This window comes from Streptomyces sp. CNB091 (genome assembly GCF_000377965.1).
Window position 1 is genome coordinate 1 of sequence record NZ_KB899022.1, and the last position, 25,909, is coordinate 25,909.

Genomic DNA, 25,909 nt, shown 5'->3' on the forward strand with positions numbered 1-25,909 from the left:
AGGGCGGCCAGGAGCAGGTGTTGCGTGCGGTGGGCCGTGCCTGGGAGTGCGGACTGGACGTGAACTGGTCCGGGGTGTTCCCGGGGGCGCGGCGGGTCGAGTTGCCGACGTACGCCTTCCAGCGCAGCCGCTACTGGCTGACTGCCCCTGCTGCCGTCCCGGCCACCCCCGCCGAGGACCGCTGGGACGAGCTGCAATCGCAGGACCCCGCACAACTCGCGGAGACCCTCGGGGTCGGCCGTGCGGCCCTGGACGAAGTCCTGCCCGCCCTGGCGAGCTGGCGCTCCGTCAGAAGCCGTGAGCGCAAGGCTGAATCGTGGCGCTACCACGTTGCCTGGGCACCCCTGTCGGTCGCACCGGCGGACGGTCTTGCCGGTCGCTGGCTCGCCCTGCGCCCCGAGAGCGACGACGCGGCGGCCGTCCTGGACGCCCTTGGTGAGGCCGGGGCCGACCTTCTCCCGTGTGTCGTCGACGATCCGGGCGCGTCCCGCGGACAACTGGCCGCTCTGCTCACGGAGACCGTGGGGGAGCAGCCGATCGCCGGAGTGCTCTCCCTGCTGTCCTGGGAGGAGCGGCCCCACCCCGACCACCCGGACCTGCCCGGTGGTCCCGCGCTCACCTTTGCTCTGGCCCAGGCGCTGGAGGACACGGGCATCGATGCTCGGCTCTGGACGCTGACGAAGGGAACGGCGGTCCTCGGCGGCGCTGAGCGGCCCGGACACGTCGGCCAGGCCGCGTCCGCCGCCCTCGGCCGGACGCTGGCACTGGAGCACCCGCATCGCCAGGGCGGTCTGGTCGATCTGCCCGAGGTGCTGGACGTACGGGCGGCCCGCCGCCTGTGCGCGGTGCTCGCGGGAGCCGTGGCCGACGAGGAACAGGTGGCGGTGCGTTCCACCGGGGTCCACGGACGCCGCCTCCGGCCCGCCCCGCCGTCCGTGGTGCCGAAGGCCGGTGAAGGGGGCGCGGCCGGCCGGGCACGTACGCGCCCGCTGTGGAAGGGGACGGTCCTCGTCACCGGTGGTACCGGTGGCGTCGGCTCGCACACGGCGCGCTGGCTCGCGGGCCAGGGCGCGGAGCGGCTGCTGCTGGTCAGCCGTCGCGGTGCCGACGCGCCCGGTACGGACGCGCTGCGGGCGGAACTGACGGCGCTAGGTGCCGAAGTGGCCTTCGCGGCCTGCGACGTGGCCGACCCGGCCGCACTGGCGGCGCTGGTCGCCGGCATCCCGGCGCGCTCCCCGCTCTCCGCCGTCGTCCACGCGGCGGGTGTCCTCGACGACGGTGTGCTCGACGCGCTGGACCCCGCACGGCTCGCCGTGGTGCTGCGCGCCAAGCTGACCGCCGCACGCAACCTGCACGAGGCCACCGCGGATCTCGGCCTGTCGGCCTTCGTGGTGTTCTCGTCGGTGATGGGCGTCGTCGGCAACGCCGGGCAGGGCAACTACGCCGCCGCCAACGCCGCCGTGGACGCTCTCGTCGCCGCCCGCCGGGCGGCCGGGCTGCCCGGTACGTCCGTTGCCTGGGGAGCCTGGGCCGGGCCGGGCATGCTGGCGGACGAAGTCGCCGCGCGGCTGCGGGACTTCGGCATGCCGGCGATGGAGCCCGAAACGGCCGTCACCGCGATCGGCCGGGCGCTCGCGGAGGACGACGCGCTGGTGGTGGTCGCGGATGTCGACTGGCGGCGCTTCGCCACGAGCACGGGCCTGCGGTCCGCCGCCCTGCTCGACGGGATACCGGACCCGGCTGCCGCCAGGCATGCCCCCGGCACCACCGCACCGTCGGCGGCCCGGGAGACCGGTGGCTCCGCCGACGCGTTACGGCAGCGGATCGCCGTACTTCCGCGCCACGAGGACCGGGTCAGGGCCCTCACCGAACTGGTACGCGCCCACGCGGCGACGGTCCTGCGCCACCCCGACGCCGACGCGGTCCGGTCCACGAAGGCGTTCTCCGCGCTCGGCTTCGACTCTCTGACGGCGGTCGAGCTGCGCAACCGGCTCGCCGCCGCCACCGGACTGGCCCTGCCCGCCGCCGTCCTGTTCGACCATCCCACGCCGTCGGCATTGGCCGGCAGGCTGCTCGCGGACCTGGACCTGGGCCTGGAGCTGGACCTGCCGGACGCGGCGAGCGGCGCCGCCAGGTCCGCCCGGTCCGCCGGTGCCGAGGCCCGGCGGACGGCGGAGCCCGGCAGCGGCGAGCCGATCGCGATCGTCGGCATGGGCTGCCGCTTCCCCGGTGGGGTCGCGCGGCCCGAGGACTTCTGGCACCTGCTCTCCAAGGGCATCGACGCCGTCGGTGACTGGCCGTCGAACCGGGGCTGGGACACCGAGGGGCTGTACGACCCCGACCCCGACCGTCCCGGCACCACGTACACCAGGCAGGGCGGATTCCTTCACGATGTCCCCGATTTCGACGCGGAGTTCTTTGGCATCTCACCGCGCGAGGCCCTGGCCATGGACCCGCAGCAGCGGCTGCTCCTGGAGACCGCATGGGAGGCGGTCGAGGGCGCCGGGCAGGACCCGACCGCGCTGAAGGACCGGCAGGTCGGCGTCTACATCGGTACCAACGGCCAGGACTACTCCGCGCTGCTGGAGGGCGCCGAGGGGATCTCCGAGGGCCATCTGCTGACCGGGAACACGGCCAGCGTGCTGTCGGGGCGGCTGTCCTACGTCCTTGGCCTCCAGGGACCCGCGCTCACCGTCGACACCGCGTGCTCCTCTTCGCTGGTGGCGCTGCACTTGGCCGTGCAGGCGCTGCGGCGCGGCGACTGCGAGCAGGCCCTCGCGGGCGGGGTGTCGGTGATGAGCACCCCGCGTCTCTTCGTGGAGTTCAGCCGTCAGCGCGGGCTCGCCGCCGACGGACGGTGCAAGGCGTTCTCGGCGGACGCGGACGGTACGGGCTGGGGCGAGGGCGTCGGAGTGCTGCTGCTGGAGCGCCACAGCGACGCCCTGCGCCAAGGCCACCCCGTACTCGCGCTGATCAGCGGCACCGCCTTGAACCAGGACGGCGCCAGCAACGGCCTCACTGCCCCCAACGGCCCGTCCCAGCAGCAGGTCATCCGCGCCGCCTTGGCCGACGCAGCGCTCCGGGCCGACCAGATCGACGCGATCGAGGCCCACGGTACGGGGACGAAGCTCGGTGATCCCATCGAAGCGCAGGCGCTCCAGGCCGTCCACGGACCCGACCGCCCGGCCGACCGCCCTCTGTGGCTCGGCTCGGTCAAGTCGAACATCGGGCACACCCAGGCGGCGGCCGGGGTGGCCGGGGTGATGAAGATGGTGCTGGCCATCCGCCACGGCGAACTGCCGGGAACCCTTCACGCGGGGACGCCCAACCCCCATGTGGACTGGTCCGGCGGCGGCATCCGCCTGCTCACCGCGCACACCCCGTGGCCGGAGACAGGGAGCCCGCGCCGGGCAGGCGTGTCGTCGTTCGGCATCAGCGGCACCAACGCGCACGTGATCATCGAGCAGGCTCCTGCCCTCGCGGCCGTGCCCGCCCTGGACCGGGCCGATGCTCAGGATCAGGCCCATGCTCCGGGCCGTACCGAAGCTCCGGATCTGATCGAAGCTCAGGGTCGGGTCGACGCTCTGGGCCGTACCGATGTTCCCGGCCGGATCGGCGCTCCGGTCCTGTCCGACGCTCAGGGCCGGACCGGCACCCCGGACGTGCCCGCCCCGGACGCCGTCGCCACCGCCGCGACAGCCCTCGCCGCAGTCACCGCCACCCCCACCGCCCGCCGTACCGGCCCGCCCGTCCCGATGCTGCTCTCGGCCAGGACTCCCGAGGCCCTGCGGGCCCAGGCCGGTCGGCTGGTGAGCCGGTTCGATGCCGACCCGGACCTCGAACCGGCGGACGTCGCCTACTCGCTCGCCACGGGACGAGCCCCGCTTGAACACCGGGCCGCCGTCCTGGGGCGGGGCCGGGGGGCCGACCGGCGCGCGCTCACCGCGCTCGCGCGCGGCACGTCGGCGGGCCAGCTGCTCACCGGCGGCGCCGTACGGTTCGGCCGGACCGCCTTCCTCTTCCCGGGTCAGGGCAGCCAGCGGGCCGGAGCGGGTGCGGAGCTCTACCGCGACGACCCGGTGTTCGCCGACGCCGTCGACGAGGTGCTGACCGGCCTGGACCCGTACCTCGACCTCCCCCTGCGCGACATCCTGTTCGCCGCACCCGGAACAGCCGGTGCGGAGCTGCTTGACCGCACCCGTTACACCCAGCCCGCGCTGTTCGCCCTGGAGACGGCGCTGTTCCGACTCGTACGGCACTGGGGTGTGCGGCCCGACCTGCTGATGGGGCACTCCATCGGTGAACTCGCCGCCGCCCACGCGGCGGGCGTCCTGGACCTGCCCGACGCCTGCGCGCTGGTGGCGGCCCGGGGACGGCTGATGGACGAACTGCCCGAGGGCGGGGCGATGGTGGCGGTGGAGGCCACCGAGGACGAAGTACGCCGGGCCCTGCTGGACGACCGCACCGGGCACCCCGCCCCGGAGCGGGAGGCGGACCGGGACGGGGTGGACATCGCCGCCGTCAACGGGCCCGCATCGGTGGTCCTGTCCGGTGATGCGGACGCGGTACGGCGCCTGGCCCGGGCGTTCCGCTCCCGTGGGCGGCGGACCCGGCGCCTGAGCGTGAGCCACGCGTTCCACTCCGCCCGGATGGACGGGATGCTCGACGCGTTCCGGGACGTGGCCGAGTCGCTGACGTACCACGCTCCCGGCATCGAGATCGTCTCCAACCTGACCGGGCGTACGGCCACGGCCGCGGAGCTGTGCTCTCCCGACCATTGGGTACGCCATGTCCGGGGGACCGTGCGCTTCCTGGAAGGGGCCCGTCGGCTGCGGGCCGAGGGCGCGACGACATACCTGGAGATCGGACCGGGCGGTGTGCTGTCCGGCATGCTCCATGGCTGCCTCTCCGATCTCGACCCCGAACCCGACGCCGGCTTCGATCCCGACCTCGGCCCCACCTCCACCCCCACCCCTTCTGCCGACCCCGGGATGGTGCCGCTGCTGCGTGATGGCCGTGACGAGCCGGACGCGGTCCGCACTGCCCTCGCCTCGCTGTACCTGCGGGGCGTAGAGGTGGACTGGTCGGTGGGCTGGAGCGGCACCGACGTACGGCGGGTCGATTTACCCACCTATGCCTTCCAGCGCAGGCGCTTCTGGCCGGAGGCTGCCCCGGACCCGGCCCCCGCCGCCTGGCGCCGCCGGGGTACCGCGGTTCCCGCCGGCCCCCGCCGCTACCGCATCGCCTGGGAGCCGCTTGCCGTACCCGAGGAGCCCCGCCTCTCCGGTCGCTGGCTGCTCATCACCCCGGACGGGCCCGGTGCCGAGGACACCGCACTCGCCTGCGAACAGGCCCTCGCCGGGCACGGCGCCGACGTGGTCGTAATCCGGGTCGGGGTCGCCGTCGAACGGTCTGAAATGGCCTTGATGCTGCCGGAGTTCGGCACACTGGCGGGTGTCCTGTCTCTGCTGGCGCTGGCCGAGGGCCCCCACCCCGGTCCGCAGATGCCGGACGCCTGCCTGACCGGGACCCTGCTGCTGCTCCAGGCCCTGGGCGACAGCCGCATCGACGCCCCCCTGTGGTGCGCCACCCGTGGCGCGGTGGCGGCCGACGGCGCGGAGGAGGTCCGTCCCGGGCAGGCCCAGGTGTGGGGCCTGGGCCGGGTGGCGGCACTGGAGCACCCGCTGCGCTGGGGCGGCTTGGTCGACCTGCCGGACCCGCTGGACGGGCCCGCGCTGGACGGGCTCTGCGCGGTGCTGGCCGGACGGGACGGCGAGGACCAGGTGGCCGTACGCGCTCCCGTACCGCTGGGCCGCCGCCTCGTCCCCGCGCCGGAGCCCGCGACCCCCGCGCCCGCACCGTGGACACCGCGCGGCACGGTCCTCGTCACCGGCGGCACCGGCGGCCTCGGCGCCCAGGTGGCGCGCTGGCTCGCGGAGCGCGGGGCGGAACACCTCGTCCTTCTCGGCCGACGGGGCCCCGAGGCCCCCGGGGCCGACGAGCTGACCGACGCCCTGGCGGCCCTCGGCGCCCGGAGCACCGTGCTGGCCTGCGACGTCACCGACCGCGTTGCATTGGAACGGGTCCTGGAACAACTGCACGACGCGGGCGACACCGTACGGGCCGTGGTACACACCGCCGGACTCACCTCGGACACCCCGCTGATGGACTGCACACCGGAGGAACTGGCACGACTGACGGCGGCCAAGACGCGCGGCGCGGCCCACCTCGACGCCCTGTTCGACGGCCATCCCCTGGACGCCTTCGTCCTGTTCTCCTCGATCTCGGGCACCTGGGGCAGCGGCGGCCAGAGCGCGTACGCGGCGGCCAACGCCTACCTGGACGGCCTCGCCGCCGCGCGGCGCGGGCGGCGCCTGACGGCGACCTCGGTGGCCTGGGGCCCCTGGGCCGGTGCGGGCATGGCCGCCGGCGCCGTGGGCGAAGGACTGCGCCGCCACGGGCTGGTGCCGATGGCCGCCGAGGCGGCCCTCTCCGCGCTCGGCCTGGCGCTCGCCCTGGACGAGGGCGAAACGGTCGTCGCAGAGCTGGACTGGGACCGCTTCGCGCCCACCTTCGGTTCGGTACGGGACAGCGCGCTGCTGCGCGGCCTGCCGACCGCCCCGGGTTTCCGGGCGGTGGACACCGCCACCGGGTCCGGACCCGGTACGGGCGGCGAACTGCCGTGGCGGCACCGGCTGAGCCGACTGTCCGAGCCCGAGGGCCGCAAACTGCTGACGGAGCTGGTCCGGAGCGAAGCGGCCACCGTGCTCGGCCACGACTCGGCCGCCGGATTCGCCGCCGACCGCCCGTTCCGCGAGGTCGGCTTCGACTCGCTCACCGCCGTCGAACTCCGCAACCGGCTGGTCTCGGCCACCGCCCTGCCGCTCGCGCTGACCTCCGTCTTTGATCACCCGACGGCCGCCGCCCTCGCCGCGCACCTCTTCACCGAGCTGAACGGCACGGAACCGAAAGCCGATGGCAAGATCGCTACCAGTGGCACGACCGGCACGACCGAGGCGGTCTCGGGCTCCGCAGTCGCCGTCGCCGGTGCGACCGGGCCTGTGGCGGCCGATGAGCCCCTGGCGATCGTCTCCATGGCCTGCCGGTTCCCGGGCGGGGTCCGCTCGCCCGACGACCTCTGGCGGCTGGTGGCCGACGGAGTGGACGCGGTCACCGAGCTGCCCGCCGACCGCGGCTGGTCGCTGGAGACCCTCTACGACCCAGACCCCCTGAACCCAGGCACCTTCTACACCACCGGCGGCGGATTCCTGGACGGGGCGGCCGAGTTCGACGCGGAGTTCTTCGGCATCTCCCCGCGAGAAGCCCTGGCCATGGACCCACAGCAGCGACTGCTGCTCGAAACGAGCTGGGAGGCGCTGGAGCGGGCGGGGCTCGATCCCTCGTCGGTACGCGGCAGCGAGGGCGGCGTCTACGTCGGAGTTGCCGCTCAGGGCTACGGCACCGGCCCGCAGAACCCGGCCGACGAGATCGAGGGGCACCTCCTCAGCGGCACGGTCACCAGCGTCGCCTCCGGCCGTATCGCCTACACCCTCGGACTCGGCGGCCCCGCCGTCACCGTGGAGACGGCCTGCTCGTCCTCGCTGGTGGCCCTGCACCTGGCCGGCCAGGCACTGCGCGCCGGTGACTGCTCGTTCGCCCTGGTCGGCGGCGCCGCCGTGATGGCTAGCCCGGACGTCTTCGTCGAGTTCAGCCGCCAGCAGGGCCTGTCGCCCGACGGTCGCTGCCGCTCCTTCGCCGAAGGGGCGAACGGTACGGGCTGGGGCGAAGGGGTGGGCGTCCTGCTCGTGGAACGGCTCTCCGACGCGCGCCGCCTCGGCCATCCGGTGCTCGCTCTCGTCCGCGGCACCGCCGTGAACCAGGACGGTGCCAGCAACGGTCTCACCGCCCCGAGCGGCCCCGCACAGCAGCGGGTCATCAGGTCCGCGCTGGCCACGGCGGGGCTGTCCGGCACCGAGATCGACCTGGTCGAGGCGCACGGCACCGGCACCGTGCTCGGGGACCCCATCGAGGCCCAGGCGCTGCTGGCCACATACGGTCAGGACCGGCCCGCCGAGCGGCCGTTGTGGCTGGGTTCGCTGAAGTCCAACATCGGGCACACCCAGGCCGCCGCCGGGGTCGCCGGGGTCATCAAGACGGTCCTCGCCCTGCGGAACGGTGTGCTCCCCGGCACCCTGCACGCCCGGGAGGCGTCCAGCCGGGTCGACTGGTCGGCCGGCGCCGTACGGCTGCTCGCGGACGCCCGCCCCTGGGGCGCCCCGGACGGGGACCGGCCGCGCCGGGCCGGCGTCTCCGCGTTCGGCATGAGCGGCACCAACGCCCACACCATCCTGGAGGAAGCACCCGGCGCCGACTCCGCCCCGGAGGAAGCACCCCTCGTTCTGGCGCCTCACGACGTGCCCCAGGGCGCGTCCGGTGAACCATCCGGTGACACCGGGGCCACGGTGCCGTGGCTGCTCTCCGCCATGACCCCCGCGGCCCTGCGCCGACAGGCGCGCCGCCTGGGCGAGCACCTGCGGGCCCACCCCGACGGGGGCATCGCCGGACCGGCCCGCGCGCTCGCCACCACCCGCCCCGCCCTGCCCTTCCGGGCAGCCGCCGTCGGCCGCGACCGCGACGCGCTCCTCGCCCGGCTGGACGCCCTCGCGGCCGGAGAACCCGCGCCCGACACCGTACGGGACTGGGCGCGCGGCGGCCGTACGGTCTTCGTCTTCCCTGGCCAGGGCTCGCAGTGGGCCGGTATGGCCGTCGCCGCGCTCGACGCCTCCGATGCGTTCGCCACTGCCATCGCCGCCTGCGAACGGGCGCTCGCCCCGCACACCGACTGGTCCCTGACCGAGGTGCTGCGCGGTGCGCCCGGCGCCCCGGCACTCGACCGCGTGGACGTCGTCCAGCCGGTGCTCTTCGCCGTGATGGTCGCGCTCGCCGCGCACTGGCGCGACACCGGGATCACCCCGGACGCGGTCGTCGGGCACAGCCAGGGCGAGATCGCCGCTGCCTGCGTCGCCGGAGCACTGTCGCTCGACGACGCGGCCCTCGTGGTGGCGCTGCGCAGCCGGGCCCTGCTGAAGCTGGCGGGACGCGGCGGCATGGTGTCCGTCGCCGCCTCCGCCGAGCGGACCACGCGTCTGCTGCCCGCCGGTGCACGTGTGTGCGTGGCCGCAGTGAACGGCCCCGGAGCCGTGGTCGTCGCCGGGGAGCCCCAGGAGCTGGCCGCCCTGATCGCGGCGTGCGACCGCGAAGGTATCCGGGCCAAGGCGATCCCGGTGGACTACGCGGCCCACTCGGCCCAGGTCGCCGAGATCGAGGACGAACTGCGCGAAGCCCTCACCGGGATACGCCCCCGCGCCTCGGCCGTCCCGATCCACTCGACGGTGACCGGCGAACCCATCGCCGGGGAATCGCTCGACGCCGCCTACTGGTACCGCAACCTGCGCGAGCCGGTCGGCTTCGCCGGGGCCACCCGCACCCTGCTGGAGGCGGGTCACACCCTCTTCGTCGAGGTCAGCCCGCACCCGGTGCTGCTCGCCGGGATCGAGGAGGTGGCCGCGGAGGCCGGGCGGGAGGTGTCGGCGGTCGGTACGCTGCGGCGTGGCGACGGTGGCCGGGACCGGCTGCTGGCCTCACTGACCGAGGCATGGGCGGCTGGTGGCGGTCCGGTGGACTGGTCGCCCTGGACGGGGGCCGCGGAGCCGGGTGGCCCGTCCCCTCTGCTGCTGCCGACGTACCCCTTCGAACGCGACCGGTACTGGCTGCCCACACCGGGCCGTACGGCCTCCACCGTGGTCCCGGCCACCACCGAGGAGACGGCAGATGCTGCGGGCGCGGTCACGGCGGAGGCGAAAGCCGAGAGCACGGCGGAGGCCGCGCTCGACGACGACCGTACCCCAGCCGTACGACTGGCCGCCCGGCTGGCCCCGCTGGACCGGCAGGCACGCCGTCAGACGGTCCTCGACCTGGTCATCCGGCACGCGGCGGCCGTCCTCGGCCACTCCGGAGCCGGTCCGGTGCGCCCGGAACGCTCCTTCTCCGAGGTCGGCTTCGACTCGATGCTGGCGGTGAGGTTCAGGAACGCGCTGTGCGAGGCCACCGGGGTGGCCGTCCCGCCGACGGCCGTCTTCGACCACCCGACACCCGATGCGCTCGCCGCCTACCTGGACGCAGAGCTGTCCGCCGCGCCCGGACCGCCCTCGCCGCTACTGGCCGAACTGGACCGGCTGGCCGCGCTCCTCGCGGCCGTCCCGCCCGGAGCGGCCGGCACCGAAGGAGTCGGCCGACGGCTCGACGAACTGCTGCGCGGCTGGGACCGACGCACCGGCACACCGGAGGGCACGGCACCACCGCCCGGGCCGGTGGACGACACCGCCACGGTGACGGAAACGGCGACGGCGGACGAGCTGTTCGCCCTGCTCGACAACGACTTCGGCAACGCCTGAGAGAGAGCTGGCACTGATGTCCGACGACAAGAAGCTGCTCGACTACCTCAGGCGCGCCACCGCAGACCTCGGTGACGCCCGGAGGCAGCTCCGCGAGGCCGAACAGGCCCGCCACGAACCGATCGCCATCGTCTCCATGGCCTGCCGCTACCCCGGCGGCGCCCGCACCCCCGAACTCCTGTGGGGCGTGGTCTCCCGGGGCGCCGACGCGATCTCCGCCTGGCCGGTCGACCGGGGTTGGAATCTGGCGGGCCTCTACGACCCCGACCCCGAGCGGCCCGGCACTTCCTACACCCGGCACGGCGGCTTCCTCCACGACGCGGCCGAGTTCGACGCGGAGTTCTTCGGCATCTCGCCGCGCGAGGCGCTGGCGACCGACCCCCAGCAGCGGCTGGCACTGGAGACCGCCTGGGAGGCGGTCGAGCGGGCCGCGATCGACCCTCGTACGTTACGGCGCACCTGCACGGGCGTCTTCCTCGGGGCGATCGGCAACGGCTACGGCGCGGGTTCGCGCCACCTCCCAGACGTCCAGGGCCTGTTGGACACCGGGACCGCGAGCAGTGTGGTCTCCGGCCGGATCGCCTACACCCTGGGCCTGGAAGGGCCCGCCATCACCGTGGACACTGCCTGCTCCTCTTCCCTGGTCGCCCTGCACCTGGCGATCAGAGCCCTGCGGGCGGGCGACTGCACGTTGGCCCTGGCGGGCGGGGTGTCGGTGATGGCGACCCCCGACGCGTTCGTGGCCTTCAGCCGACAGCGCGCGCTGTCCGCCGACGGCCGCTGCAAGGCGTTCGGGGCCGACGCGGACGGGACCGGCTGGTCGGAGGGCGTCGGCGTCCTGTTGCTGGAGCGGCTGTCGGACGCCCGCCGCAACGGGCACCAGGTGCTGGCCGTCATCCGTGGTTCGGCCACGAACCAGGACGGCGCGAGCAACGGCCTGACGGCGCCGAGCGGCCCGTCCCAACAGCGGGTGATCCGGGCGGCGTTGGCGGACGCGGGGCTGACGGCGTCCGAGGTGGACGTGGTGGAGGCCCACGGTACCGGAACCACCCTGGGCGACCCCATCGAGGCGCAGGCGCTGCTGGCCACGTACGGCCAGGACCGGCCCGCCAAACGGCCGTTGTGGCTCGGCTCGTTGAAGTCGAACATCGGCCACACCTCGGCGGCGGCCGGAGTGGGCGGCGTCATCAAGATGGTGCTGGCGATGGAGCACGGCGAACTGCCCAGGACCCTGCACGCGGACCGGCCGACGCCCATGGTGGACTGGGCGTCGGGGGCCGTGGAGCTCCTCTCCGAGGCCCGCGCCTGGGACGCAACGGGCCGTCCGCGCCGGGCCGGGGTGTCCGCCTTCGGCGTCAGCGGCACCAACGTCCATCTGATCCTGGAACAGGCCCCGGCGCCCCTGGAGCAGGCCCCGGCGGACCCGGCAGCCCCTGCGGAGGATGCCGAACCGGTGGCCGGAGCCGCTGCCGACGGTGCCGTATACCCGCTGCCCTGGGTGCTCTCGGGGCGTACCGAGCAGGCGCTGCGCGACCAGGCGGCCCGGCTGCTGGCCCACCTGAGCGCCGGCCCCGGTCCCCTGCGGCCCGCCGCCACCGGCCGTGCCCTCGCCCTCACACGTACCGCCTTCGAGCGCCGGGCCGTGGTCGTGGGAACCGACCAGGACCGGCTGATCGACGGCGTGAGGGCGCTGGCCGACGGCCGCTCGGTGCCGGGGCTGGTGCGGGGCGAGCGGGTGTCGTCCGGCCGTTCGGTGCTGGTTTTCCCGGGTCAGGGGTCGCAGTGGGTGGGGATGGCTGCGGAGTTGCTGGGGGAGTCGGAGGTCTTCGCGGGGCGGATGGGTGAGTGTGAGCGGGCTCTGTCGCCTTATGCGGATTGGTCGTTGGCGGAGGCGCTCGGTTCGGAACGGCTGTTGTCCCGGGTCGACGTCGTGCAGCCGGTGTTGTGGGCGGTGATGGTGTCGCTGGCGGAGGTGTGGCGGTCGTTCGGTGTGGCTGTGGATGGCGTGGTGGGTCATTCGCAGGGTGAGGTGGCCGCTGCCTGCGTGGCGGGCGGCTTGAGCTTGGACGACGGGGCACGGGTGGTGGCCTTGCGTAGCCGTGCGGTGGGGGTGTTGGCGGGCCGGGGTGGCATGGCGTCGGTGCCGTTGCCGGTGGACGTGGTGCGGGAACGGCTGTCCGGATGGGGCGGCCGGTTGTCGGTCGCGGCGGTCAACGGCCCTTCGGTGACGGTGGTTTCCGGTGACGCGGACGCCGTCACGGCACTGGTGGACGAGCTGGTGGGGGAGGGGGTCCGGGCACGGTCGGTCGAGGTGGACTACGCGTCGCACTCCTCCCATGTGGAGGAGATCCGTGAGCAGTTGCTCTCCGACCTGGAAGGCATCACGCCTCTCTCCGGCGAGGTGCCGTTCTTCTCGACGGTGACGGGCGGCTGGCTGGATACCAAGGGCCTGGACGCGGAGTACTGGTACCAGAACCTCCGTCGGACCGTCGAGTTCGGCAAGGCGACGGACGCGCTGCTGGGGGAGGGGTTCCGGTTCTTCGTCGAGGCCAGCCCGCACCCCGTGCTCACCTTCGGTGTCCAGCAGACCGCCGACCGGGCCGACACCGCCGGCTCCGCGCAGGGCCCCGCCGTGGTCGTCGGCACGCTGCGGCGTGGCGAGAGCGGCCTCGACCGCTTCCTGACCTCCTTGGGGGAGGCCTACGCGGGCGGTCTGACGCCCGACTGGGACCGGGTGTTCGCCGGGCACCGTACGGACGGCGTCCCCCTGCCCACCTACCCCTTCCAGCGCCAGCCGTACTGGCTGGAGGACACCGCCCCGGCGGCGGGCGTTCGGGGCGGGACGCATGCGGAGGGCGACGTCTTCTGGGATGCCCTGGGCGGGGGTGACCTGGACCGGTTCACCACGGCCCTCGGGGTGGCGCCCGAGGACCCCCTGAACGTGGTACTCCCCGCGCTCGCCACCTGGCGCACCGAGCGCACCGAGCGCTCGGCGGTCGACTCCTGGCGCTACCGCGTGACCTGGCGGGCCCTGCCCGAAGGGCTCCCGGCCGCCGCGCTGGAGGGCAGTTGGCTCGTCCTGTCGTCGGACGGTGAGCCCGAGGACAGGGAGCGCCGCTCGGAGGCGGCCGTCCACGTCATGGAGCGGGCCGGGGCCTCGGTGGTGCACGTACGGCTCACCGAGGCGGAGGCCGACCGCGCCGTGCTGGCCGACCGGCTCCGTGTCTCCCTCGATGCGCTGCCCGGCCCGGTGACGGGCGTGCTGTCGCTGCTGGGTCTCGACGAGCGCCCGCACTCCGCCCACCCCTCCGTCCCGCTGGGCACCGCCCTCAACCTGGCCCTGGTGCAGTCCCTCGGTGACGCCGCGATCGACGCGCCCCTGTGGTGGGCGACCCGGGGTGCCGTGTCGGTCGGGGGCCCGGACACCGGGAGCCCGGTCAGCGCCGCCCAGAGTCTGCTGTGGGGGCTGGGCCGGGTCGCCGCGCTGGAGTTCCCGCAGCGCTGGGGCGGTCTGATCGACCTTCCGGAGGTGCTGGACGCGGACACCGGCCCCCGGCTCTGCCGGGTGCTCGCCGGTGCGGCCGGGGACGAGGACCAGGTGGCCGTACGGGCCGGTGGCTGCCACGGCCGGCGGCTGGTCCGGTCCGCCTTGGGCGACACCGCGTCGGGGCGGATCTGGCGGCCTGGGGGCACCGTGCTGATCACCGGCGGCACCGGCGGGATCGGCGCGCAGATCGCGCGCTGGCTGGCCCGGCGGGGCGCCGGACACCTAGTGCTCGTCAGCCGGGGCGGAGCGGACGCACCGGGTGCGCGGGAGCTCTCCGAGGAGCTGGCCGCCCTCGGCCCGCAGGTCACCCTGGCCGCGTGCGACGTCGGGGACCTGGACGCCCTGCGCGCCCTGAAGGACGGCCTCGAACAGGACGGCCACCGGATCAGCACCGTCTTCCACGCGGCGGGCGCCGGGCTCCTGGTGCCCCTGCCCGACACCGACGTGGACGAGTTCGCCGACACCCTCCACGCCAAGGCCGGTGGGGCCAGGAACCTGGATCTGCTCTTCGACCGGGACACGCTCGACGCGTTCGTCCTGTTCTCCTCCATCTCCGGGATGTGGGGCAGCGCCGTCCATGGCGCCTACGCCGCCGCCAACGCCTACCTCGACGGCCTTGCCGAGGACCGCCGGAGCCGTGGCCTCGCCGCGACCTCCGTGGTGTGGGGGATCTGGAACCCCGAGGGCGGGGCCGGGATGGCCGCCGAGCTGGTGGAGGAGAACCTGCGCGGCCACGGCGTGCTCTTTATGCCGCCCGCGGTGGCGATCACCGGGCTCCAGCAGGTCCTGGACCACGACGAGACGGTGACCGTGGTCGCCGACATCGACTGGGACCGCTTCGCGACGGTGTTCACCTCGGCCCGCCCCAGCCCGCTGATCGGTGAACTCCCGGAGGTTCGCGCCGCGTTGGCCGCCGAACGGGCGACCGCCGGAACTGGGGCCGAGGAGACCTCCTCGGCGTTGCGCGACCGGCTGGAGCCCCTCCCTGCGGCCGAGCGGACCCGGGTGCTGGTCGACCTGGTCCGGACCCACGCGGCCGCCGTGCTCGGCCACGGTTCGCCGGACGCGGTCACCCCCGGCCGCGCTTTCCGCGACCTGGGCTTCGACTCACTGACCGCCGTGGACATGCGCAACCGGCTCAACACCGCCACCGGCCTCCGTCTCCCGGTCACCGTCGTCTTCGACTACGCCTCGGCCACCGCGCTCGCCCGGCACTTGGAGACCGGACTGCTGGGCGCCGCCGAGGAGCCCGCGCCCGCCCGGCAGCTCCCGCCTGCGGCCCCCACCGAGGACGACGACCCCATCGTGATCGTCTCCATGAGCTGCCGCTATCCCGGCGGTGTACGCACCCCCGAAGACCTGTGGCACTTGGTCGCCGACGGGCGCGACGCCGTCTCCGGGCTGCCGTCCGACCGGGGCTGGGACCTCGACGCGCTGTACGACGCGGACCCCGACCGGCCCGGCAAAACCTACGCCGCCGCGGGTGGATTCATCCAGGACGCGGACCGGTTCGACCCGGCCTTCTTCGGGATCTCCCCGCGCGAGGCCCTGGCCATGGACCCGCAGCAGCGCCTGCTGCTCGAAACCTCCTGGGAGGCGATTGAGTGCGCCGGTATCGACCCGACGACCCTGAACTCCACCCCGACCGGAGTCTTCGCAGGGGCCTCCTACCAGGGGTACGGCGGCACCCTAAGCGAGGTCCCCGAAGAGCTGGAGGGCCTGTTCGTCGCGGGCATCTCCACCAGCGTCCTGTCCGGCAGGGTCGCCTACCAACTCGGCCTCCAGGGACCCGCCGTGACGGTGGACACGGCCTGCTCCTCATCACTGGTGGCGGTCCACCTCGCCGCGCGGTCGCTGCGCTCGGGCGAATGCACGCTGGCCCTGGCGGGCGGCGCCACGGTGATGGGCACCCCGCTGTCGTTCACCGGCTTCAGCCGCCAGCGGGGGCTCGCCGAGGACGGGCGCTGCAAGTCCTTTGCCGCCTCGGCCGACGGATTCGGCATGGCCGAGGGCGTGGGCCTGCTGGTCCTGGAACGCCTCTCGGACGCCCGCCGCAACGGCCACCCGGTGCTCGCGGTGCTGCGCGGCTCCGCCATCAACCAGGACGGCGCGAGCAATGGCCTGACCGCGCCCAGCGGCCTGGCCCAGCAGCGAGTGATCCGCGACGCGCTGGCCGACGCCCGGCTGACGGCCGCCGACGTGGACGCGGTGGAGGCGCACGGCACCGGTACCCGACTGGGTGATCCGATCGAGGCCGACGCGCTGCTGGCCACGTACGGCCAGGACCGGCCCGCCGACCGCCCGCTGAGGCTGGGTTCGCTGAAGTCGAACATCGGGCACACCCAGGCCGCCGCCGGGGTCGGCGGCATCATCAAGATGGTGCTGGCCATGGCGCATGGCGAGCTGCCCCGGACCCTGCACATCGACCGGCCGTCCCCGAACGTCGACTGGACGGCGGGCGCCGTCGAGCTGCTGACCGAGGCCGCACCCTGGCCGGAGACCGGCCGGCCGCGCCGGGCCGGGGTGTCCTCGTTCGGCCTGAGCGGCACCAACGCCCATGTCGTCATCGAGCAGCCGCCCGCCGAGGCCGCACTTCCGTCGCCCGCGTCGCCGGCCGCGCCGATGCCCGAACTCCCCGCCGAGTCCGGCGAGAAGGCCGCGGGCGCCCCGCGCCCCGCCGTCCCGTGGGTCCTGTCCGGGCGGACCGCCGAGGCGGTCAAGGCCCAAGCGGAGCGACTGCACACGTATCTGACGGAGCATCCGGAGCTGTCGTCCGCCGACATCGGCCATTCGCTGGCGACCACCAGGACCGCCTTCGAGCACCGCGCGGCCGTGGTCAGTGACGACCATACGGCCCTGCTGGGTGGCCTGGCGGCGCTGGCCGCCGGCGACCGCGCACCCGGCCTGGTCGAGGGCACCGTCGCCCGGTCGTCCAGGACCGTCCTCGTCTTCCCCGGCCAGGGGTCCCAGTGGGTCGGCATGGCCCGGGAACTGCTCGACCACGCCCCGGCCTTCGCCGACCGGATCACGGCCTGTGAACGCGCCCTTGCCCCGCACCTGGACTGGTCGCCGCTCGCGGTCCTGCGCGAGGAGCCCGACGCGCCCCCGCTGGACCGGGTGGACGTGGTGCAGCCCGTGCTGTTCGCCGTGATGGTGTCGCTGGCCGAGCTGTGGCGGGCGCACGGGGTCGTCCCCGACGCCGTGGTCGGCCACTCCCAGGGGGAGATCGCCGCCGCCTGTGTGGCCGGTGCGCTCTCGCTGGACGACGCGGCCCGCATCGTCGCCCTGCGCAGCCGGGCCCTGTCGGCCCTGACCGGCCGAGGCGGCATGCTGTTCGTACCGCAGCCCGCCGAAGCCGTACGCGAAGCGCTCGCCGACCACGTCGGACTGCTCGACATCGCCGCCGTCAACGGGCCGACGTCGGTGACGGTCTCCGGCGACCCGGCGGCGCTGGAACGGCTGAGCGAGCGGTACGCCGAGGAGGGCGTCCTGACCTGGCCGGTCCCCGGGGTGGACTTCGCCGGCCACTCGCCCCAGGTGGAGGAGATCCGGGAGGAACTACTCACCCTGCTCGGCCCCACCACGCCCCGGACTTCCGCCATCCCCTTCTACTCCACGGTCAGCGGCGGCCCCATGGACACCCTGGGCCTGGACGCTGCGTACTGGTACAAGAACCTGCGCCGCCCCGTGGAGTTCGGACGGGCGGTCGACGCGCTCATCGCCGACGGACACCACATCTTCATCGAGTGCAGCACCCACCCCGCTCTCACCGTCTGGCTCCAGCAGGCCGTCGAAGCGGCCGGGATCGGTGACGGAGCCGTCGTCGGCACCCTGCGCCGCACCGAGGGCGGCCCCGGCCGCTTCCTCGCCGCGCTCACCGAACTCCACGTGAGCGGAGTGCCGGTGGACTGGGGCACGGTGTTCGCCGGAACCGGAGCCCGTACGCGGCACCTGCCCACGTACGCCTTCCAGCAGCAGCGCTACTGGCTGGAGCCCACCGCCCCCGACCGGTCCGCCACCACTACGACCGGCCCCGGCCCGGTCGGCGCCGGCCCGGCCGACTCCGGCTTCTGGAGCGCCGTCGACCGCGGGGACCTGGACGCCCTCGCCACCACCCTGCGGGTCGAGGACGGGGAACTGCGGTCCTCCCTCGCCTCCCTGGTGCCCACCCTCGCCGCGTGGGCACGCGGCCGGGCCGACGACCGGACCGCCGACAACTGGCGCTACCGGGTCGACTGGAAGACCCTGCCCACCCTCGAACGCCCCCGCCTCACCGGCAGCTGGCTCGTCGTCGCCCCGGCCGGAAACGCCGACGACCCGGCCGTCACGTTCGCCATGGACTCCCTGCGGGGACACGGCGCCACCCCCGTCCTGGTCGAGGCGGGCCCCGACGCGACCGACCGGACACGCTTCGCCGCCCTCCTCCGCGACGCCCACGACCGCACCGACGGGCCGCCCACCGGTCTCCTGTCACTGCTCGCCCTGGCCGAAGAACCCCACGACGGGGGATCGGCGCTTCCCCGCGGCCTCACCCTGACGGTCGCCCTCCTCCAGGCCCTGGGCGACCTCGGCACCGACGCCCCGCTCTGGTGTGCCACCCGGGGCGCGGTGTCGGTCGGCCGCTCCGACCGGATCGGCAGCACGCTCCAGGCCCTGGTCTGGGGGCTCGGCGGGGTCGCCGGTGTCGAGTACCCGCAGCGCTGGGCCGGCCTGATCGACCTGCCGCGACGGCTCGACGACCGGGCCGCGACCCGGCTCGCCGGAGCGCTGACGGGCCCGGACGGAGAGGACCAACTGGCCGTACGCGCCACCGGTCTCCACGGCCGCAGGGTCGTCCACGCCGGACTCGGTGACACCGCCCCCGCACGCGACTGGACCCCCGAGGGCACGGTCCTGATCACCGGCGGCACCGGCGGCCTCGGCGCCCAGATCGCCCGCCGGCTCGCCCGTACCGGTACCGCGCACCTGCTGCTCACCAGCCGACGCGGTGCCCAGGCTCCGGGGGCCGACGATCTCCTGGCCGAACTGCGCGGACTCGGTGCCACCGTCACCGTCGCGGCCTGTGACGTCGCAGACCGCGACGGGCTGGCGGACCTGCTCGACGGCCTTCCGGCCGAGCGCCCGCTCCGCGCCGTGCTGCACACCGCGGGCATCCTCGACGACGGGGTGATCGACACGATCACCCCCGAACGCGCGGCCGGGGTCCTGCGCCCCAAGCTCGACGGCGCCCGCAACCTCGACGAACTCACCCGGGAACTCGACCTCACCGCCTTCGTGCTCTTCTCCTCCCTGGCCGGCACGCTCGGCGGCACCGGCCAGGGCAGTTACGCCGCCGCCAACGCCTACCTCGACGCGCTGGCCCGGCACCGCCGCGACCTCGGACTGCCCGGCACCTCGGTGGCCTGGGGCCTGTGGGGCGGCGACAGCCTCGCCTCCGGAGCGGTCGCCGAACGGCTGATTCGCGACGGCCTGCCCGCCATGGACCCCGCCACGGCCATGCTCGCGCTGCACCGGGCCCTCGACCACGACGACACGGCAGTCCTCGTCGCGGACTTCGCCTGGGACCGCTTCACCCGGGCGTACACCGCGCTCCGGCCCAGCCCCGCTCTCGGGGATCTGCCCGAGGTACGGGAGGTGCTCGACGCCCCGGGCGGGCCCCGGAGCACGGCCGACGGCGCCGAGCCGCCCGCCCTGCGGCTGGCCGCACTGCCCCCGGCGGAACGGGACCGGGCGCTCCTGGACCTGGTCCGCCGCGAGGTCGCCGCCGTGCTCGGCCACCCCAGGCCCGAGGCGGTGGGACCCGACCAGGCGTTCAAGGACATCGGCTTCGACTCGCTGACCGCCGTCGAACTCCGCAACCGGCTCGCCGCCGCCACCGGCCTGCGGCTGTCGGTGACCCTGGCCTTCGACTACCCCACCGCCACGGACCTGGCCGGACACCTGCGCACCGAACTGCCGGGGTCGCCCGCTACCGAGGCGCCTGCCATCCCCCGGCAGCTGCTGGGGGCCGTCGCGGTGCCCGAGGACGAGGCGATCGCCGTGGTCGCCATGAGCTGCCGCTACCCCGGCGGCGTCAGCACCCCCGAGGAGCTCTGGGAGCTCGTCGCGGGCGGGCAGGACGCGATCACCGGCTTCCCCACCGGACGAGGCTGGGACCTGGACGGCCTCTACGACCCCGACCCGGACCGGGTCGGCAGCACCTACGCGCGGGAGGGCGGCTTCCTCCACGACGCCGACCGCTTCGATCCGGCTTTCTTCGGGATCTCCCCGCGCGAGGCGCTGACCATCGACCCCCAGCAGCGGCTGCTGCTGGAACTCTCCTGGGAGGCCTTCGAACGGGCCGGCATTGACCCGCTGTCGCTCAAGGGCAGCCCGAGCGGCGTCTTCGTCGGATGCAGCCACCACGACTACGGGTCGCGCGTCACCGAACCCTCCGAGGAGTTCGAAGGCTACCTCGGCATCGGCAGCGCGGGCAGCGTGGCGTCCGGGCGCATCTCCTACAGTCTCGGTCTCGAAGGCCCCGCGGTGACCATCGACACGGCGTGCTCCTCCTCGCTGGTCGCGGTCCACCTAGCGGCCCGGTCGCTGCGCTCCGGCGAATGCTCGATGGCGCTCGCCGGCGGGGTCACCGTGATGTCCACCCCGGGCGCGTTCGTGGAGTTCAGCAGGCAACGGGTGCTGGCCGAGGACGGCCGCTGCAAACCGTTCGCCGCCGCCGCCGACGGCACCTCCTGGGCCGAGGGCGCCGGACTGCTCGTCCTGGAACGCCTCTCGGACGCCCGGCGCAACGGCCACCCCGTACTCGCCCTCGTACGCGGCTCCGCCGTCAACCAGGACGGCGCCAGCAACGGCCTGACCGCCCCCAACGGCCCCTCCCAGCAGCGGGTGATCCGTGCTGCGTTGGCGGACGCCGGGCTGACGGCCTCCGAGGTCGACGCGGTGGAGGCGCACGGCACTGGCACCCGTCTCGGCGACCCGATCGAAGCCCAGGCGCTGCTGGCCACGTACGGCCGGGAACGCGGTGCGCGGGAGCCTCTGTGGCTGGGGTCGCTGAAGTCGAACATCGGGCACAGCCAGGCCGCCGCCGGAGTCGCCGGCATCATCAAGATGGTGCAGGCCATGCGGCACGGAGCGCTGCCGCGCACCTTGAACGTCGACACGCCGACCCCCCATGTGGACTGGTCGTCCGGTGCGGTCCGGCTGCTCACCGACGACACCCCGTGGCCGGAGACCGGGCGCCCCCGGCGGGCCGCCGTGTCGTCGTTCGGCGTCAGCGGCACCAACGCCCACACCATCCTCGAACAGCCCACCGAACCGGCTTCGGACGCCGGTCCGGTGCAGGCTCCGGAGGATGCCTTCGCCCTGCCCGGGCGGGCAGGGACCGGAGCGTCCGTTGGCCTCGACGTATGCGAACCGGCCGGGACCGGAGCGCCCGCTGACCCTGATGTATCCGAACCGGCGCGGGCCGCCGCCCCCAACGCCTCCGGCGCCGCTCCGCCCCGCACCCTCGCCGTCCCGGACGCCTCCGCAACCCCCGGCGCCTCCGGCCCGTCCCTGCCCGACACCCCCGTGCCGAACCCGGCGGCCACCACCGCGCCCGCCCTGCCCTGGCTGCTCTCCGCCCGCAGCGCGTCCGCGCTGCGCGCCCAGGCCGCCCGGCTGCTGCGGCACGTGGAGCGGCACCCGGCCCTCGCCGCCGCGGACCTGGGCCGTTCCCTGGCTCTGAACCGCAGCACCTTCGAGTACCGGGCCGCCCTCACCGGCACGGACCGGCGGGCCCTGCTCCAGGGGCTCGCCGCGCTCGCCGCCGGAGAGCCGTCGGCGGACCTGGTGAGCGGTGTCACCGGTCCGGCGGCGAAGACCGCCTTCCTCTTCCCCGGCCAGGGCAGCCAGCGCACCGGCATGGGCGCCGGACTGTACGCGCGGTTCCCGGCCTTCGCCGACGCCTTCGACGCGGTCTGCGCGGAACTCGACGCGCTGCTGGACCGCCCGCTGCGGGAGGTGATCGACGCGGGCCCCGGCGATCCGGACCACGGTCTGCTGGACCGTACCGAGTACACCCAGCCCGCCCTGTTCGCCCTCGGCGTCGCCCTGTTCCGGCTTGTCGAGCACTGGGGCGTACGTCCCGACCGGCTGCTCGGCCACTCCGTGGGCGAGCTGGCCGCCGCCCATGTCGCGGGCGTGTTCGCCCTGCCCGACGCCGCACGGCTGGTGGTCGCGCGGGGACGGCTGATGCAGGCCCTCCCGGAGGGCGGCGCGATGGCCGCCCTCGCCGCCGGGGAGGAGGAGGTGCTGCCGCTGCTCGCGGGCCGCGAGAGCGCCGTAGGCCTCGCGGCGGTCAACGGCCCGGCCTCGACCGTGATTTCGGGCGACGCAGCGGCGGTCGACGAGATCACCGCCGTACTCGCCGCGCGCGGGCGCAAGACCCGTCGGCTGCGCGTCTCCCACGCCTTCCACTCGCCCCTCATGGAGCCCATGCTCACCGAGTTCCGCGAGGTCGTTGCCCAGGTCGTCCCGGGGGCGGCCACCATCCCCGTCATCTCCGACCTGACGGGCGAGCCTGCCACCTCCGAGCAACTCGGCTCACCGGACTACTGGGTGGAGCACGTGCGCGGCACCGTCCGCTTCGAGGACGGCGTACGGCACCTGGAACGCGACGGCGTCACCGCGTTCCTGGAACTCGGACCCGATGGCGCGCTCACCGCCCTGGGCCAGGACTGCCTGACCGGAGCCACCGGAGCCGCCGCAGCCGTCGGAGGCTCCGAAGTCACCGGTACCGCCGCCCTCACCGGCACCCCCCTGCTGCTGCCGCTGCTGCGTAATGACCGGCCCGAGGCACCCGCGGCGGCCACCGCCCTGGCCCGACTGCACGTCGCGGGCGTCCCGGTGGACTGGAGCGCCATCCACTCCGGTGGTCCGTCCCGCCCCGCCGTCGACCTGCCGACCTACGCCTTCCAGCGCGGCAGCTACTGGCTGGCGGCCGGTCCGGCCACCGCGGACCTGCCCGCGGCCGGACTCCGGACCGTCGACCACCCGCTGCTCGGCGCCGGAACGGAACTCGCGGACTCCGACGGCTTCCTCTTCACCGGCAGGTTCTCGGTCCGCAGCCACCCCTGGCTGGCCGACCACGGCGTCTACGAAGGGGTGCTGTTTCCCGCCACCGCGTTCCTGGAGCTCGCGGTCCGCGCGGGGGACCAGGTCGGCTGCGACCAGGTCGAGGAACTGACCCTGGAGGCACCGCTGGTGCTCCCGCCGGGCGGAGCCGTCGCCCTCCAGCTCACCGTCGGCAGTCCGGACGCCTCCGGCACCCGCCCGCTGAGCGTCCACGCCCGCGCTGCCGACGACGGCCCCGACGCCCCCTGGACCCGGCACGCGAGCGGCCTGCTCACCCCCGCCAGGAACCCCGGCCCGGCAGACCTTTTCGAGCCGGAGGACCCGGACGGCGACCCCGCGGCCTGGCCGCCGCCCGGAGCCGTCCCCCTCGACACGGACGGTCTGTACGACCGCTTCGCGGACGGCGGCTTCGCCTACGGCCCCGCCTTCCAGGGCCTGCGCGCGGCCTGGCGGCTGGGCGACGAGGTGTACGCCGTAGCGAGCCTGCCGGAGGAACAGCGGCCGCACGCCGCCGCGTTCGGCCTGCACCCGGCCCTGCTGGACGCGGCCCTGCACGCGCTGGTCTTCGACGTATTGGAAGGACCCGCGCAGGGCTGGCTGCCGTTCTCCTGGAACGGGGTGCGCCTGCACGCCTCCGGCGCCACCGAACTCCGGCTGCGGCTGACCCCGGCCGGCCGCGACGCCGTCACCGTACGGGCGACCGACGGCACCGGGCGGCCGGTGGTCTCGGCCCGCTCCCTCGTCCTGCGGCCCGTCTCGCCCGACCGCTTCCGGGCCACGCGCACCGGACACCACGAGGAACTCTTCCGCCCCGAGTGGCACGCCCTGCCCGAGCGCACCGGGACGGCGGCGGACACCGTCCCCGACCCGGAGTCCTGGACCGTGCTCGGCACCGGGACCCCCCTGCCCTGCGCCGTGCCGCTCCCCGGCCGTACGGTCACCGACCTCGCCGCGCTCTCCGCCCTGCTCGACACGGGCGAGCAGCCGCCCCGGCTGGTCCTGACCCCCTGCCCGCCCGGACCCGTCCCGGACGCGCCGCCCGGCACCCTCCGCGACGCGGTCCACGACGGCCTCGGCGCGGTCCTCGACCTGCTGCGCGGCTGGCTGGCCGACGAGCGCCTGACCGGCTCCCGGCTGGTCCTGGTCACCGCGGGCGCGGTGCCGGTGACCGGCGACGACGTCCCGGACCCTGCCCTGGCCGCGCTCTGGGGCCTGGTCCGCTCGGCCCAGACCGAGAACCCCTACCGCTTCGTCCTGCTGGACCTGGACGCCCAAGAGACCCCGCCCGCAGTCCTCGCCGAAGCCCTCGTGTCCGGGGAGCCCCAGCTCGCGATCCGGGCCGGGGCCGTCCACACCGCCCGGCTCGCCCGCGTACCGCTGGCCGCCCCCGGCCGCACCCCCGGCTGGTCCGGTGACGGGACCGTCCTGATCACCGGCGGCACCGGCGCCATCGGCGCCCACATCGCCCGCCACCTGGCCGCCGAACACGGCGTCCGGCACCTGCTGCTGACCAGCCGCAGCGGCCCCGCCGCCGACGGCGCGGCGGAACTCGTCGCCGAACTCGCCGCCCTGGGCGCGCACGCCGAGATCACCGCCTGCGACGCCGCCGACCGCGACGCCCTGGCCGCCCTGCTGGCCGCCGTGCCTGCCGCACACCCCCTGACCGGGGTGATCCACGCGGCCGGGGTGCTGGCCGACGCCGTCGTCGCCACCATGACGCCTGTGCAACTGGACCTCGTCCTGCGCCCCAAGGTGGACGCCGCCGTCAACCTGCACGAACTCACCGCCGGACTGGACCTCTCCGAGTTCGTCCTCTTCTCCTCCATCGCCGGAGTCTTCGGCGGCATGGGCCAGGGCAACTACGCCGCAGCCAACGCCTTCCTCGACGCACTGGCCCACCGGCGCCGCGCCGACGGGCTGCCCGGCCGCTCCCTCGCCTGGGGCCTGTGGGCCAACAGCACCGGGATGACCGGCGGGCTCACGGAGGCCGACCTGCGACGGATCGCCCGGGGCGGGATCGTCGCCTTCGCACCGGACCGGGGACTGGCCCTGTTCGACACGGCCGCCACCCTCGACGAACCGGTGCTCCTCCCGCTGCGGCTCGACACCGTCGCCGTCCGCGCCCAGGCCCTTGCAGGCGGCGTACCCGCCCTGCTGCGCGGCCTCGTGCGCCCCGCCGCCCGGCGTGCCGTCGCGGGCCCCGCCACCGCCACCGGCCCCGACGGGCCCGAAGCGCTGAAGCAGCGCCTCGGCTCCCTCGACGAGACCCGGCGCGGCCGGGTCCTCCTCGACCTGGTCCGCACCCACGCCGCCCTGGTCCTCGGCCACAGCGGCCCGGCCGAGGTCGAGCCCGGACGCGGCCTGCTGGAGGTCGGCTTCGACTCGCTGACGGCGGTGGAACTGCGCAACCGGCTGCGCGCCGCCACCGGCCACCCCCTGCTGGCCACCCTGCTCTTCGACCACCCCACCCCGGCCGCCATCGCCGCACACCTCGCCGCCGAACTCGTCCCCGACGCTGCACCCGGCCCGGCCCCTGGCCTCGCCGAACTGGACCGCCTGGAAGGCGCACTCGACGGCGGCGTCGACGACCCGGCCGTCCGCGAACGGCTCGCGGGCCGGCTCCGGGAACTCCTGGGGCGCCTCGACCCGGCGGCCACCGCGGGCGACGGCACAGCGGCCGACTCCCTCGAGGACCGCATGGACGGCGCCAGCGACGACGAACTCTTCGACCTCATCGACAACGAGCTCGGCCTGTCATGACACCGAACCGACACGCGAACCAGGACGGCGGCTC

The 25,909-nt window shown here is 74.9% G+C and carries 2 protein-coding genes; both read left to right on the forward strand.

Features of this window, described 5'->3' with window-relative positions:
• Nucleotides 1-10,454 (forward strand): type I polyketide synthase (locus D581_RS01000000138205; RefSeq protein ID WP_018961894.1); only part of this gene is annotated, 10,454 nt, incomplete at its 5' end.
• Nucleotides 10,455-10,470: 16 nt separating this feature from the next.
• A complete protein-coding gene (locus D581_RS0135655; protein ID WP_018961895.1) occupies nt 10,471-25,875 on the forward strand; it encodes a type I polyketide synthase in 15,405 nt (5,134 codons plus the stop codon).
• The last annotated feature ends 34 nt before the right edge of the window (nt 25,876-25,909 follow it).